Source organism: Clostridioides sp. ES-S-0048-02 (assembly GCF_020658495.1).
In the GTDB taxonomy this organism is placed as follows: Bacteria; Bacillota; Clostridia; order Peptostreptococcales; family Peptostreptococcaceae; genus Clostridioides.
This window is the reverse complement of sequence record NZ_JACVWH010000002.1, coordinates 89,441-108,577: the sequence shown is the minus strand read 5'-3', so window position 1 is coordinate 108,577 and position 19,137 is coordinate 89,441. Positions and strand designations below refer to the sequence as shown.

At 27.4% G+C, this 19,137-nt stretch carries 16 protein-coding genes, 1 other RNA gene and 1 pseudogene; 3 read left to right on the top strand and 15 right to left on the bottom strand.

All coding sequences use genetic code 11. The features are described from left to right. Nucleotides 1-151 precede the first annotated feature (151 nt). Nucleotides 152-772, top strand: a complete 621-nt coding sequence (locus tag IC173_RS03380) for a hypothetical protein (protein ID WP_227481929.1) — start codon at nucleotides 152-154, stop codon at nucleotides 770-772. 170 nt (nucleotides 773-942) lie between these two features. Next, nucleotides 943-2,084 (top strand): annotated as a pseudogene (locus tag IC173_RS03375) (IS256 family transposase). 667 nt (nucleotides 2,085-2,751) lie between these two features. Here IC173_RS03375 and IC173_RS03365 read toward each other — a convergent pair. The 15 genes from IC173_RS03365 to smpB all read right to left on the bottom strand — a co-directional run bounded on the left by IC173_RS03365 (nucleotide 2,752) and on the right by smpB (nucleotide 17,231). Continuing rightward, nucleotides 2,752-2,964 (bottom strand): helix-turn-helix transcriptional regulator, encoded by a 213-nt coding sequence (locus IC173_RS03365; RefSeq protein WP_176702544.1) that lies wholly within the window; start codon nucleotides 2,962-2,964, stop codon nucleotides 2,752-2,754. Then, nucleotides 2,965-3,378 carry a hypothetical protein gene (locus IC173_RS03360; RefSeq protein WP_227481928.1) on the bottom strand — a complete coding sequence of 138 codons (414 nt, stop codon included), beginning with the start codon at nucleotides 3,376-3,378 and terminating at the stop codon, nucleotides 2,965-2,967. A gap of 926 nt (nucleotides 3,379-4,304) precedes the next feature. Continuing rightward, entirely contained in the window at nucleotides 4,305-4,940 is a 636-nt protein-coding gene (locus IC173_RS03355; RefSeq protein ID WP_227481927.1) for a type 1 glutamine amidotransferase family protein, read from the bottom strand. Between the two features lie 76 nt (nucleotides 4,941-5,016). Further along, nucleotides 5,017-5,979: a helix-turn-helix transcriptional regulator gene (locus tag IC173_RS03350; protein ID WP_227481926.1), complete on the bottom strand. Its 963-nt coding sequence runs from the start codon at nucleotides 5,977-5,979 to the stop codon at nucleotides 5,017-5,019. 683 nt (nucleotides 5,980-6,662) lie between these two features. After that, complete coding sequence (locus tag IC173_RS03345) at nucleotides 6,663-6,911, bottom strand: glutaredoxin (RefSeq protein WP_227855157.1); 249 nt, start codon at nucleotides 6,909-6,911, stop codon at nucleotides 6,663-6,665. Nucleotides 6,912-6,951: 40 nt separating this feature from the next. Then, the gene (locus tag IC173_RS03340; protein ID WP_227855156.1) at nucleotides 6,952-7,326 is read right to left on the bottom strand and encodes a RidA family protein; all 375 of its coding nucleotides are present in this window, start codon (nucleotides 7,324-7,326) and stop codon (nucleotides 6,952-6,954) included. Between the two features lie 172 nt (nucleotides 7,327-7,498). Continuing rightward, nucleotides 7,499-8,812, bottom strand: coding sequence for an SLC13 family permease (locus IC173_RS03335; protein WP_227855155.1), 1,314 nt, complete (start codon nucleotides 8,810-8,812; stop codon nucleotides 7,499-7,501). A 101-nt stretch (nucleotides 8,813-8,913) separates the two neighbouring features. Next, nucleotides 8,914-10,188: a M20 family metallopeptidase gene (locus tag IC173_RS03330; RefSeq protein ID WP_227855154.1), complete on the bottom strand. Its 1,275-nt coding sequence runs from the start codon at nucleotides 10,186-10,188 to the stop codon at nucleotides 8,914-8,916. A 95-nt stretch (nucleotides 10,189-10,283) separates the two neighbouring features. Next, on the bottom strand, nucleotides 10,284-11,468 hold the full coding sequence (locus tag IC173_RS03325; protein ID WP_227855153.1) for a MalY/PatB family protein: 1,185 nt from the start codon (nucleotides 11,466-11,468) through the stop codon (nucleotides 10,284-10,286). A 120-nt stretch (nucleotides 11,469-11,588) separates the two neighbouring features. After that, nucleotides 11,589-12,278 (bottom strand): Na+/H+ antiporter NhaC family protein, encoded by a 690-nt coding sequence (locus tag IC173_RS03320; protein ID WP_227855152.1) that lies wholly within the window; start codon nucleotides 12,276-12,278, stop codon nucleotides 11,589-11,591. Between the two features lie 63 nt (nucleotides 12,279-12,341). Beyond that, nucleotides 12,342-12,593 (bottom strand): hypothetical protein, encoded by a 252-nt coding sequence (locus IC173_RS03315; protein ID WP_227855151.1) that lies wholly within the window; start codon nucleotides 12,591-12,593, stop codon nucleotides 12,342-12,344. 176 nt (nucleotides 12,594-12,769) lie between these two features. Next, nucleotides 12,770-12,970 carry a hypothetical protein gene (locus IC173_RS03310; protein ID WP_227855150.1) on the bottom strand — a complete coding sequence of 67 codons (201 nt, stop codon included), beginning with the start codon at nucleotides 12,968-12,970 and terminating at the stop codon, nucleotides 12,770-12,772. Between the two features lie 206 nt (nucleotides 12,971-13,176). Continuing rightward, entirely contained in the window at nucleotides 13,177-15,216 is a 2,040-nt protein-coding gene (locus tag IC173_RS03305) for a sigma 54-interacting transcriptional regulator (protein ID WP_227855149.1), read from the bottom strand. A gap of 1,052 nt (nucleotides 15,217-16,268) precedes the next feature. Next, nucleotides 16,269-16,618, bottom strand: a transfer-messenger RNA (tmRNA) gene (gene ssrA, locus IC173_RS03300). A 157-nt stretch (nucleotides 16,619-16,775) separates the two neighbouring features. Further along, nucleotides 16,776-17,231, bottom strand: a complete 456-nt coding sequence (gene smpB / locus IC173_RS03295; RefSeq protein WP_054275121.1) for an SsrA-binding protein SmpB — start codon at nucleotides 17,229-17,231, stop codon at nucleotides 16,776-16,778. Between the two features lie 593 nt (nucleotides 17,232-17,824). Here smpB and IC173_RS03290 point away from each other — a divergent pair. Next, nucleotides 17,825-18,652, top strand: coding sequence for an AIM24 family protein (locus IC173_RS03290; protein ID WP_227433791.1), 828 nt, complete (start codon nucleotides 17,825-17,827; stop codon nucleotides 18,650-18,652). The last annotated feature ends 485 nt before the right edge of the window (nucleotides 18,653-19,137 follow it).

Genomic DNA, 19,137 nt, shown 5'->3' with positions numbered 1-19,137 from the left:
CCTTTAGTATCATCCATAAATTAATACGCTACAAACTATACATCATATGTTAATTGTATGTTTACTCTTTAGCTATAGCATTGAGTTTCATTTTAATATATTATAAACTTCTTATTATCAAATAAAACGATTATATATAAGGAGAAAAAGTATGAAAATAACAAAAAATCACATAGTAGCACTTTTATTAGTAGCAACAACATCTTTAACTATAGGATGTGAATCAGCAAATAATAACAATAAGAGTAATAAAATAACTCAAGTACCATCTGATACTCAAAGTGTATCTAATTTTACTTTAGAAAAGATGGATAAATTAAATAAAGAAGTCTTACCTCAAGTAGAAAAACTATTTAAAGAAAATGGTATAGAGATTAAGGATAGAGAATTTGATGAAGGTATAGAAAAAAAACCTGGAGATATTTATAAGGCACATATGAATAATTCAAACACTACAATTGGTGATATTTTAATTGCAGAATATATTTCTAAAGCTAATGAAGGATCTTGGAGAGTTACTTTAGCAATAAATACTGATAAAGATACATTTAAAGGTAATAAATTCAAAGTAGAGGATACTTTATTTCATAGTTTATCAAATATTATAGTTAAAAATAATATAGATTACTCTGATTTAAATAATCAAATAAATGAACTTGCATCTAATGAAGATGGAAAGTTAAAATCAGTAAATATCGAAAGTGGAGATTTTAATATTGGTGTATTATTAACTGGTAAATATATTATGTTTGATATTACTTTAATCAACTAAATAAAAATATCTAGGATAACTCTATAAGTAAATTTATATTCTTCTATTATTTCTAGTGGCTTTAATATAAAGTGTGTATTTTTCCAAAAAGTAGTGATGATTAGAACATCAAATATCACTATATAAAGAAAAGTTCACACTTTTTATCTTTAACAAAGTGAAAAAAACTTATTGAAGAATATGATGTTAAAATAACTACAGATGTTCAAGATATGTTGAAAAATTTATTTGCAAGTACAATTCACCAGATGTTAGAAATAGAGCTTGATGAGCATTTAGGTTATGATAGATATAATAATAGAAACACTAAAAACTCTAGAAATTGATATAAAAATAAAAATGTTAAATCAGATTTTGGAGAAATAACTTTAAATATTCCAAGGGCCAGAAATGGAGATTTTGAACCAAAGGTAATTAGAAACTACGAAAATGATATATCAGGAATAGAGAACCAAGTGATTGGAATGTACTCAAAAGGCATGTCTACTTGAAATATATCAAGTCATCTTAAAAATATTTACGGAATTGATATATCCCATTCACTAATAGCTAAAATTACTGATAGAGTTATACCTTTAGCTCATGAATAGCAAAATAGACCACTTGGTATAATTTATCCAATTGTATTTATGGATACTATACATTATAAAGTTAGAAGTGAAGGTAGAATAATAAACAAAGCAACATATATAACTATAGGTATTAACTTAGAATGTATAAAGGAGGTCTTAGGGATATGGATTGGAGAAAATAAAGGTTGAAAGTATTAGCTAAATGTATTTACATATGTTAGAAATAGAGGAGTTAAGGTTATATTAATAGCTTCTGTAATTGGATTTTCTGATACAATTAAAGCAGTATTTTCTGATACTGAAATACAAAGATGTGTTGTGCATCAAATTAGAAACACTTTAAATTATATATCATACAAAAATAGAAAAGAATTTGCAAAATATTTAAAGAAAGTATATGCTGCAATTACAGAAGAAGTAGCGTTAAGTGATCTATCGTTCTTAGAGAAAAAATGGGGTAATCAATATACAAAGCATTAAGAGGTTGGCAAAATAATTGGAATGAACTAGCAACATATTTTAAATATCCTCAAGAGATGAGAACATTGATATATACTACAAATTCAATAGAAAGTTACAATAGATTATTAAGAAAGGTTACTAAATCAAAGTATATTTTTCCTTCAGATGATTCTTTACACAAATCATTATACTTAGCAAATATGGATATTTTTGAAAAATGGACTCAGATAATTAGAAATCGGACTCAGATTTTAACCCATTTAAGTATTTATTTTTAAAAAAGAAATTTAACTCTAAGTTAATAAAGAAATATTTCAAAAAAATCAAGAAATTTTCTTAAATAGATAATAATTTTTCGAAAAATAGAAAAACATGAAAGTAAGGCTATGATTTTTACAACCATAGCCTTATCAATAAATATCTAATTTTCACTTAAAAAATAAATTTTCATTTAAAAAATACACATAAATATTTCCAGACTCTATCTGCTTTTTTAACTATTTACCTTGGATAGCCCTTATGATACATTAATCCATTTTCTAGCATTAATTCTTGAGTTAAGTATATATGACCCTTACAATGCATATCTGATACACCCTCACTTATAAGTTTATATGTTTCAGAAGTATATAAATAATCCAAACTTTTACCTGTATTTTTGGAAAATTGTAATATAATTTTTTTATATAGTGATTGCAACAATGTCTTATTAGCTTCTATAAAACTATACCTTCTCCTCGCATCTAAACTTTAAATTTTTATTTATTATTTATTAATTAACTGTATATTCACTAATTTTTATAATTTATAATACTCTTCTTATCTTAAAACAATTATAATCTAACCTTAATCACACATTATATTATATATAAATATTTTTAACAAACTTAATAATTAAATAACTATATTTCATTAATCATCTTATAAATATTTACAATCTATCCACTATTCTTCTTCAATAAATTCAAACAAATTTTCTACTGTAGTATTAAATACTTTAGCAATATCCATCGCTAACTTTAAAGAAGGATTATATTTTCCATTTTCTAAGTGCACAATAGTCTCACGTCTTACCCCAACTGATTTGGCAAGTTCATTTTGTGTCATAAGGAGCTTTTCTCTATATTCTTTAATTTTTGTTTTCATCAATATTGCCACTTAGTTACATATCCCCCTTTTATCAAAATATATATACAAAATTAATTTAGATAAAGATTGTATAAATAAAACAGCAATAAGAATTATACCTATATCTAAATTTGATATATCCAAAGCTCTTGTATGATTGGCTGAAAAGAAAACAGCTATTACAAACATAGAGTATAGCATTATTTTTGATGCAATCTGATCAACCTTTAATAGCATAAATTTTGATGCCTCATCAACTAAATCATTATATTTCTTATTATACATGAAATCACATGCCCAAAAAGCTAATAAAATTATAAAAGTAACCCAAATACCTTCCCCTTTAAAAATAAACTTTTTTAATAATAAGTCTATAAAAAAATAGGATAGCATTAGTAACTCTGAAACAAGATTTGCTTTAACACCAAGTTCTGATCTAGACATATAAAATCACTCCTTAAAATTTATATATTTATAATACCTTATGTTATAAATATATAACTTTTCCAAATAAATTGCAATAGAATATTGTAAATATTTAGTAATATCTTGATAAATATAACTTATAAAAAATTTCATAATAAACATCAAATAGTTACAAATAATATTATAAAACTACTTATTCACTCATTTTTATGGAGCTGTCTATTTAAAAAACTCTTCTACTATAAAAACATATTCTTTAAAACATTACAATACAGTGCTAGATTAGTTTACTATATCTATTTTATCAATCATATCATTTGCTAACTATTTTCCTAATGAACATGTAATATTGAAATATATAATTATACAACCTAAATGCACCCCCATATCCCCTCAAAAAACATTTTTCTGTGGTTGAGATACGGTTGGTAGATTTCATCACCAAAATAAAAAATACTAGTCAATATTGACTAGTATTTCCAAGTATTTCATTATTCTTTTTTACAAATTGTTGGAGACGAATCGCAGGAATAATACCCACGATTAATTCATTTCATATACAACTCTAAGTTTTTATTAAAAATATACATCACTTTACTATTCTATGATATAACACAACAAAAGAAACTACAATCTATGAGTGGTGGTTTCATATAGTCCTAGTTCCTATAGTGTGTACTCTGTATAGAACTAATTATAAATTTTATTATAGGAGCTATCGTTTCTATTTGTATTGCTATAAGTACTAATTACATATATGATAAAATAAAAAACCACTTATCTATTGGTCGTAGAAAAAGTGGTTTAGAATTTGAATTTAAAATTAAATTCAAGTTCACTAAAAAGTAATCTATACTAGAAACCACTACTCTACCCACTAGATTATAGTTTCTTTTTATTTTATCTATAACTATATTATACTACATTACATTTAAAAACAAACCTTAAACTTCTTTATTACAATTCATTAGTTCGAAAAAATATTTAGAATCATGAGTTTTATAAAGGTTTAACCAAGAACTTAATGCTTCTTCTTTAAAAACATCTAAAACTTTTAAAACTTGTATCGTAAATTCTAATGGTGCAATTCCTGAAGCAGTAATTAAATTTTCATCATTAACTGCAGATTCCATTTTATAATATTTTTCTCCAGAATAACTTGGTATCACCATTTTTAGAAATTCTAAATCATTACTTGTATGATTTCTAAAATCTAGTAAACCCTTTTTAGCTAGCCCTAAAGTAGCACCACAAATAGCTGCAACTATAGACCCTTGTTCAAAAGCTTCTTTAGATTTTTCTAATATTTTCTCATGACCTATAGATGTCCAAGTATTTCCCCCTGGCAAAATTAATAAATCATTACTTTCCATATTAAACTCATCAATTGTAAGCTCAGGTAAAACTTTTAATCCACCCATTGTTATAATAGGATTTTTATTAACTCCTACTGTAAGTACTTTTAATGGTTTTAATCCTTTTTTAAAATATCTTCCTGTATTTAATTCAGCAGTTAAATATCCAACTTCCCAATCTGACATAGTATCAAATACATACATATATACTTTTCTATTTTTCATTTTTTTCTCCTTATATGATTAATTAATATACCTAATTGTAAAATAACTTAACTGACATACTCTGTCAGTCAAGTTATTAAATTTGATAATGATTAATTAATTCGAGTAAATTTTCAACCATTTTATCTCTAAGACTTAATGGTTCAATTATTTGTATCGATTTTCTATAAGGTATAAGTATATTTGGTATATAGGTAAATATTATATCTTCTTGAAGTTTAAATATTACTTTATTTGGAGTCCTTTCTTTCAAATAATATCCTAGAAGCCAATGCTGACATAAGTTGTCCAATGCATTCATCCTTCCTTCTATAACTAATGTTATAAGATTATCTTCATCTTTTGTTTCATCCATAATCCCTTTTATAAAAAATTCACTTGCAGAGAACTCCTTTGGTCTACTAAAAGTATTTGATGTTTCTATGACACTACTAATTCTATCTACCCTAAAACTACGAATCTCATTTCTCATTTGACAAAATGCTACTATGTACCAATTATTATTCCAACGAACAATTCCATATGGATTTATAATCCTACATTTTGATTTTTCTTCACGACCTGTACGATAGTTGATTTCTATAGATAATTCATTTACTATACTATTTTTCAACTTTTTAAGTACAGATTCTATAGATATTTTTCCAGTGGGTTTTATTACTTCAAAACCTATTAAATGTTTTGTTAAAATTTCTTCTTGTTTTTGATTTGAATACATTTTTAACTTTGATGTTGCTTTATCTAATGTGTCATCTAAGAAACATCCCTCTTCTTTAGCAAATATAGCTGCATGAAGTAGAGCAGTTTGCTCTTCTGTATCAAAAAAAAGAGGTGCTTTAATGAAGTTATTTAAAAGGCTATACCCACCATTATGACCTGTATCTGAAATTATAGGTACTCCACTAGCAGATAATGCATCAATGTATCTGTAGACAGTCCTTATATTTATTTCTAGTTTTTCAGATATTTGTTTTGCAGTAACTTTTTTATCTGAGTTTAATATCCATAATATAGACATCATGTTGTCAATTTTAGCCATATAGTTTTACCCCTTCATATATGTTTTATAAGTTAATTATATATGTTATTAGATTATTTTTCATGGATTTCAATGGTGGAGACGAATCACAGGAATAATATCCACAGTTAAATTTTAATATTAAATTTTTTAATCGAGTAGTTTAAATCTAGTAACACTTTGTATAATTCATTTTTAAAAATATTTCCTCTTGAGATCATAATCAATGAATGAACTGACTTGACTTCCTAACAATGCAAATTATAACTTATTAAATATCCCAATTATTATTCTCCACCTCAATCAAATTTTGATGGTGGGAGAAAAAATCCATACTTGTGATAATTATTCTTGCTAAGTGGTGTTTTCATATATTTAATATTTCTCCTAAATATTCTCAGAAGATTTACTTAGATATACAGTTATATATTGGCCATAGTTTTTAATTTAGTTAAATTTTCAGTCAAGTGATATTTGGTATACATACATCTATCTTATATTTTTATTTATAAAAAAGATATACTAAGTATTTTCAATGGATATGTAAAAACATAATTTGTTTTTTATGGTATGGTCATAATTATTTATTCTAATAATTAAAATAAAAAGATATTGATTATTAATCAATATCTTTTTCATGTATAGCTAAATTAAGATATTTACTTTTTCAAAGTAAATATCTTTCTAATTATACTAACTTATTTTCATAATACTTCATTTAAATCTAATGTCTTTGTTCCATCTTCTAATATAAAACATGGTATTCCTAGTCTACCCATATTTCCTATTTCACTATATATTTCTAGATCATCTCGTAATGATAAATATTCTTTTAAATCCTGTAAGCTTGCTGATAAATTTTTAAAATCCACATGTATAGTTGCTCCTATTAATTCATTTAAAGCATATAATGTATATGGACATAAATGACTACCTACTACAGTTACTTTCATAATAATACACTCCCTTATAATCTATATTAAAAATAAATATTTATTTTTTTATAATAGCTATTGACTCTATCTCACAAAGCACGTTCTTTGGTAGTTCTTTAACCGTCACACAGCTTCGCGCTGGATTAGAAACAAAGTACTTTGCATATACTTCATTGAATTTTACAAAATCTTTCATATCAGCTAAAAAGCATGTTGTTTTAAATACATTTTCTAAATTAGTACCAGCTGATTCTAATATAGCTTTAACATTTTTACAGCTTTGTTCTGCTTGTGCTGTTATCCCCTCAGGTACAGATTCATCTTCTGGATTTACTGGTATTTGACCTGAGGTAAATACAAAGTCTCCTATTTGATATCCTTGAGAATAAGGTCCTATAGCACCTGGTGCTTTTGTTGTTTTAAGAATTTTCATTTTAATTTTATCCTTTCTTATTCAATTATTTTATAAATATATTTTCTACTACCTAATTTTTTTATGATATATATCTAAACTTCTACTAAATTCTAAATATTTTCTTAATCTTATAAGCTTACTAATACTTTTTAAAGTCAATTTAAATATTATTTTATCTTAATCTACATTCCTATTTAATTACACCAAAAATTAATGCAACCACAATTATAATTATATTTGTAACAGTTTGAACAGGCATTGCTAACTTAACATAATCATCAACATCAGTATCTAATAAACTCATAGCTACATGTGTCGATGAACTCAGTGGTGAAGAACCTACGGCTAATGAATAATTTGGAGCAAATAGAGCAGCAATCATAGCTGGATTTAATCCAAAACTTACCCCCACAGCAACTAATACTGGTAGTATAGACATATATACTTGATATGGAATAAATCTAAGTACAATAACAGCAATTGCAATTAATATTATATACATATATCTCGTTAATGCCTCTGGGAATAAAGATGTTATAAATTCTGATATACTTACTAACATTCCAGTTCCATTAAGTATTCCAAGGAACACTGCTATTGAAATAATCATTAACAAAGCTTGATAAAATGGTACACTACACTTAGCCCAAATAGGTTGATACTCTTTAGGTGTTGGATAATTTATCAAAACAGTTAAGAATGATGTTATGATAAATACTAAATATGCAGGAACTTTATAATATGCTAATGCTACAACTGCACCTACAAAAACAATAATATTTATCCAGAACTTTTCTTCTCTTGCATTTGGATTTTCTTTCTTTTGAACCTCTGATTCTGCATCAGTTAAATTCATTTTATCTAATTCAACCATCATAGCCACTTGTTTTTTATGGCATAACCCAAAGTATATCCATTGAAGAACAATGGCAGGTATAACACATAAAGCAATTGGTAAGGCATATTTTGATATTTCCATAGGATCTAAATTAGAAAATGCAGCAGGCGTTGTAACTGCCATCCCCCATGGAACAAAACTCATAAAAGAAAATGCTGTTATTGTTATTATCAATGCAGCTTTTTTATCAAAATTTATTTTATTATATAATGGTATCATTATTGGAAATACTATTAAAAAAGTTGTAGTTGTGCTTGCTGTTAATGAAGCAATTAAAGCTATTATCGTTGTGAATATAACAACAACCCATACATTGGCTTCACACTTTAATAATTTCATTATTTTATTGACCAAAATCTCAAACATTCCTGTTTCAGATAACATTGTAAAGTACATTAATGCAAATAAAAGCATATATCCTGATGATTTCATTACTGAGTTAGCTGAATCAATAATATATGTACTTAAATCTATTATTGATACTCCCATAATAAGTGCAAAAACTATAGGAACAACTGATAATGCAAATTGCATTGGCATTTTTTTCGAAAGTATTAGTGCTATAATAATTGTAAGCATGATTATAGACATTGCTGTTGTTGACATTTTTAGATCCTCCGATTTTAATATATTACTAAGTTATTAATAATTCTAATTTATTTTATTTGTTAACTATCTAAATAAAGTTATACTGATAAATAATCAACTTATGGATGTTCAAACCCTATCCCTCTGTGTGCAGAATATATTTCCTCACCCGTACCTTCAAATGATTTAAATTCAGGCTTGTAATCAGAATTTAGGAACTCTAACGTATAAGCTATATTGGACACCACACCAAAATGTAATGCTGATTCATCTATATCAAACATTGGATTATGAGGATTTGAAGTTATTCCTTTTTCGCTATTACCTACTCCTAACATACAATATACACCTGGGTAACGTTGCATCATCATTGCCATACTTTCTGATGCAAATTCTGGCTCTATTTCAATCAATACATCACGTCCCAAATATTTATCAATGGCAGTACGAGCTACATCTACACACTCTTTATTATTAACAACTCCAAAAGAAGGTCCTTGTAGCCTATTAAATGTATATGTACAACCATATATTTCTGCATTCTTTTTCACAATATCAATTAATCTATTACGTAGAATTATGCCTGCTCCTTCTCGGTCAAAATATCTACCTCCACCTACAAAGTTCAATTGAGGAGCTATTATATTCCAATTAGTTCCATAATGTACTTCTCCAATAGATAAAGTCATCGTATGTAGTGGTGAAATATTTTTCATTCGCACCGTATTTAAATCAAAGCAAATAGCATTAAAGCAATCAAGTGGACTATTTGACAAGTCAGGTCTTGAACCATGACCTCCTTTTCCATTAAGTACTACATCAAATCCGATAGATCCAGCTAATACTTCTCCATATTTAGCAGCAATTTTTCCAGCAGGATAAGTTGGAGATACATGTAATGCATGACAACCATCAATACGAACATTTTCTTTTTCTAAATATCGTAAAATATATTTCATGCAATCGCTACCCTCTTCTCCACGTTCAAATAAAAGAATCACTCTGCCATCCAACTGATCCATATTTTCCTGTAATATTTTTCCTGATACAAGCAACATTGCAGTATGTGCATCATGTCCACACATATGAGCTATTCCATTATTTTTTGATATAGGGCAAGCCTTCTGCTCTTTCATATTATTTGGTAACTCCTGCATCGGCAAAGCATCAATATCAGCTCTCAGAAGTACTGTTTTTCCATTTGTCTTTCCAATAAAGGCCAAAACGCCTCCATCCTCTATCTCTATATAATTAATACCAAACTCAGTTAATTTTTCTTTGATAAACGCTAAAGTCTTAAACTCTTGCTTAGGTAATTCTGGAATTTGGTGTAGTTTTCTTCTGATATAAATCAGCAACTCCTCATTTTGTTTTGCTAAAGATAAAATATTCATTCATTTTCCTCCCAAATTATGTCTAATAATATATATTTAACTCACTATAGCTTTATTAATTTATCTAGTTCTTCATTAAAATCATTTATTATATATTATTTTCTAAGTGATTTAACCACTTTTCCTACCCTTTCTATTGCATCTTGTACCATATATCTTGGACAAGCTATATTCATTCTTGCAAATCCAGAACCTACATCTCCAAATGAAGATCCTTCATTTAAAGCAATCTTTCCTTCTTCAATAAGAGCCTTTGATATTTCTTCATTACTTAAGTTTAATTCTCTGAAATCTAACCATACTAAATATGTACCTTCTGATTTAGTTATTTTTAGCTCTGGTATATTTTTTTGAACATACTCTACAACTAAATCTATATTTCCTTCCAAGTATTCTAAAAGTTCATTTAACCAATCTTCACCTTTATTAAATGCAGCTTCTATTGCAACTAAGCTAAATACATTATTTCTTTTTATGTCTAATGATGCAAGCTTAGCTTCAAATAGTTCTAATTCTACCTTTCTTGGGAATACTGCAAAAGATGCTTGTAAGCCTGCTAAGTTAAATGTCTTTGTTGCTGAGAAACAAGTTATCGTTATATCTTCTACTTCTTTAGATAATGAAGCAAATGCTGTAAATTCATGTCCTTTAAAAACTATGTCTCTCCATATTTCATCTGATATCACTCTTAAATCATACTTTAAGCATATATCAGCTATCTTTTTTAATTCTTCTTTTTTCCATATTCTTCCTACTGGGTTATGAGGATTGCATAATATAAACCACTTTAGATTTTCATCTTTAGCCTTAGCCTCAAAATCTTCAAAATCTATTACCCAATTAGCATTAGAGTCTTGTATTAATTTATTTTCTACTAATATCCTGTCACTATTTTTAATAGTTCCTGCAAAAGGTGGATATACAGGTGTTTGGATCATTATTTTATCTGTATTTTTTGTAAAGTGTTTTAATACTATAGATATTGTTGGTATAACACCTGGAGAATGTATTATTGTATTAAAATCTATGTCATAGTTATATCTATTTTTCGACCATTCTATGGCACTTTGGTAATATGAATCTGATCTAGATACATATCCAAATATTTTTTGTTCTAATTTATTTTTCATTTCGTCTAATATTTCTGGTGCTGTTTCAAAATCCATATCAGCTATCCACATAGGAAGTAACTCATTATTTCCAAAATTTTTTCCCATTTCATCCCACTTAGCTGAATTATTTTCTCTCCTATCTACTCTTTTATCAAAATTATATTTCATGTCAATTCTCCTCCTCTTACTGCTCTATCTTTCGCATATATCATTTTCAAATTAATATATGTGAATCTAATATCTTTGCCTATTTAATTAAATTTTTGAGTATTATTATTGATAAATTTACTACATACCTGTCCAACCAATTATAGTAAGTTCATAAAGCATAACACATGATAATATTATCAATATTAATGTTAAAGGCGCTGCCCATTTAAACCATTTACCATATGACCCTACTCCACCTAATGCAATGGCAGCAAAAGTTGCCCCATCTAGTGGATTTATCATATTAGTTAGTCCATCCCCTAAGCTAAATGCTGTAACAATTATCTGTCTCGAAATTTCAAGCATATCCCCTATTTGAGCCATTAGTGGAATTACAATAGCTGCTTGACCACCTCTTGATGGAATTATTATATTTATTATACAGTTCAGTAAAAACATTATTATAGAAGAAACTCCCTTTGTAACAGTACTTAATGGAACCGTTACTGTATTAACTATTGTTGGCAACACATTACCTTCTTGTAAAACTAACCCAATAGTTGCTGCAGCTCCCATAATAAAGCAAATGAATGCCATATTTTTTAGACCATTTGCAAAATCTTTTACAATATCATCAGCAGTCTTCTTTCTTATTAATGCACTTATTATAGCTAGTATTTCTAGTAAATCAAACGAACTTCCTCTACTCCATCCAAGGCTTGTCATTTCATATGCTTGGAAGAAAAATCCTCCCAAAAGTAATACTATTACAATAACAGCACTACCACTCAACCTAACGTTTTCCTCTTTTGTATTTTCTATTGACATATTAATTCAATCTATATTACCCATAAAACTTTTATTTGGATCTTTTGAAATACGCTTTGAATATCATAAGCATATTAATGTACAGAATAACCACAAAATCGTTCTAAATGCAAATACTGAATAAAGTGGAATGCCAGCTATTCCCTGTGCTATGTAAGCTGTCATTGGCCCAGTGCAAAATCCTATAAATGTACAATAGAAAAATATACCTACTCCAACTAGTGGATCTAAACTTAATTTTTTACATATAATAGCTCCTAATGCTACGAATGTAATTAAAGCATTGTTAGCAGCAAATGCACCTATTGTTGACATCATAAAACAACATATTATAGTTACTAAAATAGTACCTTTATCCTTCAGTTTAAAAACTGTCTAATTAAGTATTTATTCAACTGCACCTAATGATAAGAATATACTTATTACTCCTCCTAAGAATAAAACCAGATTTATTGTTGATGACATCATATTCATACCTTCATAAATCATCCCTAAAGCATCAAAAGGCGAAACCAGTGTCTTATCAATTGTATGATATGTACCGCTAATACTTTGCTGAGTATTAGGGCAATATCATATGCACCAGCAGGTACTATGTACGATAAAATACTCGCTACTACAATAAATAACAATATCAATACAATTAATGGTGGTACGTTTAGCTTTTTCTTTGTTATTGCTTCTGTTGACATTTTTAATCCCCGCCATTGAGATATTAAACGTAACTAAAGCAAATTACTAAAAATAATTTATTTTAATTATGTTTAATATATTAGCAATTACCGTGCCAATTTTTTTACAATAAAAAACAGTGTATAAAGCTAATTTTACTATAGTTAGCTCTATACACTGAGTTTTTAGGGTTAATCATCAACCCAATTTATCCATCTAATCAACCCTATATATGTAATTGACTGCATAGGGATAAACCTTTTGATGTGAGAAAATATCCTCTTTTGTTCTCTAGCAAAGATAAAAAATTATTTTTTGCCAGATTAGTTATTATAGTTCGAATTTCTTGCTCTGTAATAGAATATCCTTGCATTGTTGCTGAAGCTGATAATTGTCTCCTTCCAACTATAATTCCTTTTTCTTGTGCATTTTTCATCATTTTTAATAAAAATATTGCCTTTTCATACTTATGACCACATAAAATATAAAATTCATCTAAAAAGCTTTGACTACTAGTCTGTTCTAACATGCTATATGGTAAATCAGATATATCTATATCTTTTTTATCTATATACTTAAGATACTCAATAATATTTTTAAGTTCACGTACATTTCCATCCCAATCATGATTAAGAAATGCATCTCTTGCATCTTTAGTTAAATTAAAATCAACATTTAGCTGTTTTTTTATACTATCCATAATTAATAAAATATCATTTCCTCTGTCTCTTAACGAAGGAATATCTAACTGTAATGTGTTTAATCTATAGTATAAATCTTTTCTAAATTCCCCCTTCTTAACCATTACATTTATATCTTCATTAGTAGATCCAATGACACGAACATCAATATAAATTACTTCATCTCCACCGATACGCATTACTTCTCTTTCTTGTAAAACTCTTAAAAGCTTGGCCTGAAGATTAGGACTCATTGCTTCTAATTCATCTAAAAAAATTGTTCCTTTATGTGCAAGTTCAAATAAACCACTCTTACCACCTTTTCTAGCACCTGTAAATGCTCCTTCTACATAACCAAAAAGTTCACTTTCTAATAAAGTATCAGACAATGCTGCACAGTTTATTGCTACAAAAGGCATATCACTACGTGGAGAAGCTTGATGTATAGAGTGTGCAAATAACTCTTTACCTGTCCCACTTTCCCCAACAATTAAAATTGTAGTATCAGATTTAGCCATTTTTTCTGCCATACTTTTGACTTTGCACATTTCACTACATTCTCCAATTATATCGTCAAACTTATACCTTGATACATGTCCTTTATTTAATAACTTATGTCTAAGCTTTTGTCTCTTTTTCTCTTCTTCATAAAACTTTTGTATTATAATAAAATGTCCTTCATAATCACTATTTTTTAATATAGGCGTACTTGTAACACTAATATCTATGTTATTAATTCTAATTAATTTACTACTTGAATTAGCTATTTTACCACTTTGATTGTAATCAATTATTCCTGGAGGCAAGAGATTATTAAGTTCATTTATTTTCTTACCCACAATTTTTGAACTATTAATATTTAATATTTTTTCACAGGTATTATTAAATGTAAAAATTACATCTTCTTTATCTATACCTATTACCCCCTCTTCCATAGCTTCTAATAAATTTTTAAACTTATTTTCTATGTTGAATGCTCTAAGGGACATATTATTTATAGAATATTCACCTAGTGCTATACACTTCCTATACTCAATAAAATTTTTACTTTCTAAAACATTGATCATATCTATACGTAGTGCAATTTCCATAATAGTGCTTATTTGAAATATTCGTGGTCCTAAATCAATTACATTTTCAATTTCAGCTGGTGCTAAATTTGGTTTCCCAAAAGTAATTGCCCACTTACAATCATGTACTTCACAATTTCCTGGGTAGTATGGAATGAATTCTATTTGATTAAATTTTCTTACTAATCCTGAAGCTGCTTCTATTGCCATATATCTATTGCTGTTTACTAAAAGTACTTTGCTGCCTAAAGGAATTTCATCGAGCATTTTAAAATTTTGTTTATTATATGTTAATTTAGGAATCACCACTTTACTTTCATTTATTTTATCACCTAAATCCTCATATTTAGTCCTACCACTTATAATATAAAGGTCTGCTTCTTCTAGCACTTGATTATTATTTTCTAAATTATAATTAATTACTTTTATCGAGTCCCCAAATATGTATTTTAGTGATTTTTCATATATTTCACCACCCACTTTACTCTCTGTCATATTTATAATTGTTTTTACCATAATTAATCCCCCATACTTAAACTAATTTTACATTTAATGAAACTTTTTTAATTTATCAACACGAACTATACGTATATATTATTTTAACATATATAATTTTGCTTATTTAAACATTGTGATATATCTATTTTCTAGATTTTTCTATAGTATTTTTTAGTTTATCATACCTTAAGATTAGCTACAATTACCACATCTGTCATTTGATTTTTCAGCTACTCCTAGTAATGTTACCTTGACTAATCTTATTCTCACTAGTTTTGTTTTTGGTGTTGTTATACTACTATTCTCTAAAGATGTTTGAAGTCTGCTATAATTTAAAAAGTAGAAGATGACATCAGTGTTTAGTACATCCTATTACTAGTCAAAAAGATGCATCTAATTCTTCAAGTTTTATATACTTCTGGTATTACAGGTATAGCATCTTCTTCTATAAACATTGGTACTTACTCATATTTAGTCAAGTTATCTATAGGATTACTACTTGAGCATCCTACCACTCCTATTAATAAAATTATTGCTATTAATATTATTTTTGTTTTGTCTTTCATTTTTCTCCTTACTTGTCTTAACATTTCTGTATTTGTTTTAATATAAATTTAAGCTTAAATTTATACTATATATCCATATTAAATAAGTATATTTAGTCTTAAATAACCTGCATTACTTATATATTTTCCACGCTTCTTTAAAGTTTAAAATAATATCTTATATACATATTTTAATGTATTTTATTAAAATTAATTATGTCTATTTTATCAACCTGTATATGTCTCTCATATTTTTATACAATTTATATTATATTAAAATCAATATTACTTATTTCAAAGTATATATTATTATAATTTCCAATGTATATTTTAATAGGATCGCATTTACTTATTTAAATGCTCGAATTTAGCTACCATATATTACAATCATGTATGGACTAAATAATCATAATATAGTTGAATTAATTGTGTCTATATACTCATACTAACATCAATTTCTCAACGTTTTTCTGGACATATTAAAAACACTTATACCCAAAGGATATAAGTGTTCGTGGATTTCAATGGTGGAGACGAGGGGAATCGAACCCCTGTCCGCAAATCTTTTCCTCGCTGCATCTACATGTGTAGCCAACTTTACTAATATCTCACCTTACATAACGCCAAGTGGCAGGCTCTATGCTTAGCCAGTCCCAATTAATCTACCCTAAGTCGAGACACCCTCAAAGTAGTTCCCTGCATAATGACGTCCAGTCTTAGCCGGCAGGAGGGCTAAGAGGGACGAGCAGCAACTAGGCTGCTATCGCGAAATTATCGTCTGCGTTTATTTTAAAGTTCCCCAGTTTTTACGTGACCCAGAGTAACACGACACGCAGCCTCAAGTTCCAAACCCACGTCGAAACCTTTACGCCCCCTTGAGTAGTTTATAGTCCATTAGACTCTTCGCAAACTTTATCACCATTCTTATTAAATTTTTAATGTATATATAATATAATACTTTTAAGAATAAAAATCAATGTTATGTTCTAGATAATAAAGAATTTTATTCTAAAAAATACAATTTTAACTAGTTTAATATTTCCCTGTCATTTCTCTTTCTATACGTCTTTGGGCATCTTTCTTAGCCATATCTTGACGCTTGTCATATAACTTCTTACCTTTTGCTAAAGCAATCTCTACTTTAACTTTACCATTTTTTAAATATAAACTAAGTGGTATAAGTGAATACCCCTTTATAGTAGTTGCTCCAATAAGTTTTCTTATCTCATGCTTGTGAAGCAATAACTTTCTCACTCTTAGAGGGTCAACATTAAATATATTTCCTTGCTCATATGGACTTATATGAACTTGTTTTAAAAATACTTCACTGTTATCTACAGATGCAAATCCATCACTTAGGTTGACTTTACCCTGTCTTATTGATTTTACTTCTGTTCCTTTTAATTCAATTCCACACTCATAGGTTTCCTCTATAAAATATTCATGTCTTGCTCTTTTGTTTGTTGCTAATATTTTTTTACCAGCCATATAAATCTCACCTTCTTTGCTAGAAATTTCTTTAATATATACTAAAAATTTACTAATTATTTTATATCTACAAATCTTTTGACTACCCTGTATGATAACATATTCAAGTACTTTAGTCAATATGACAACTCATACATTAAACTAATTAAGCAAGATATATTAAATAATATAACAACATATTGTAAGAAATTGCATCTACTCTATTTAATGCAAAGTCAAAATAAATTACTAAAAATAATCTATCAAACTCAAAACAAAAATTTTAATACTCTAATACCTACTTCTAACTTCTAACTTCTAACTTCTAACTTTTAACTTTTAACTTTTAACTTTTAACTTTTAACTTTTAACTTTTAACTTTTAACTTTTAACTAATTTTAACACTCCCATAAAATATAATACCCACAAATTATAAATATTACTCAAAATACATACTCAAACAATATACTTCAATTATAAATATTCTTAAAATTTCTTAATATCTATGTAAAACTTTGATGATAAAGTAGCTAATTTTTCAAAAAAAATGTAATATATAGTTATATCTTATAATATTTTAGAGATAAATTTTAATATAGTAGGGAGAAATTTGTATGGATTTAAGCAAAAAAGTAAAAATTTTAGAAAATACATCAGATGGTAGAAGTGAATTTGAAATATTAGAATTTGAAAAACTTGAAGGTGCTTCTAGCCCAATGATGGCAATGGGATTATATTTTGCTAGAGAAGCTGGCTTGAAGGCTAGACAAATTAAGATAAAATTAAATAATTCATCAATAAAAACAGAAGCTGGTGCACTGTACTATTATAAAGGAAAGATATCTTCTGAAACTAAAATTGGTGGTGTTGGAGGTCTTTTCAAAAAAGGAATATCAGGAGCACTTACTAATGAGTCAATGATGAAACCTACATATAAGGGTACTGGCGAAGTTTACTTAGAGCCTTCTTTTAGACATTATTTATTTATGAGCCTTGATAATGATTCTATAATCGTCGATAAAGGTCTATTCTATTGTTGCTCTGACACTATAGAAGTAAAGGCATTTACGCAAAAGAACTTCTCTTCTGCTTTACTTGGCGGTGAAGGTTTCTTCCAAATAGAGTTAAGTGGTACTGGTGTAGTTGTTCTAGAATGTGTTGTGCCTCAAAGTGAAATTGTAGAATATGAATTGAGCAATGGAGAAGAATTAAAAGTAGATGGTAACTTTGCAATAGCCAGAACATCTGGAGTTAATTTTTCTGTTACAAAGTCAGATAAATCTTTAATTGGTTCTGCTTTAAATGGTGAAGGTTTCTTAAATACATTTACTGGAAATGGTACAGTTTGGTTAGCTCCTACTCAAGTAATGTACGAAAAACTAAGCTTTGGAGCCATGCCTACTAATGATAATATGAATAATAAGGTTTCTAAGCAAAAATAGAAATTTTATGAAAATTTTATAAAACTATTCATGTAAAGTTAATATAAAATATACTTTTGACATCTTTAGATAAAATTTAGTAAATAGATATATTTTATAATATAAAGACATCAGTGTAAATATAAAAAAGCTGTAGGTAAATTTGTTTCTACACACAAATCTACTTACAGCCTCAAATCTACTAATAGCCTCTTTTATAAATATAAATTCATATTTAAAGATATATTCGTTTTAACTAATGCTCTAATTCAAATCTTATCTGCGTTAAATCATTCAATTATCAATAAATCCAATTAAATAAAATTATTGATAGCATATATTATAAATCTAATAACTTTTATTATAGTTCTGATTATTAACCTAAAAATGCCTATTATTAATCTATTTAGTTTTACTACAATAAACAATTTTTATATTAGTATGCTTACTTTGCCTGCAATAAACAACTTTAATATCACTCTATTCAATTTACCTGCAATAAACAA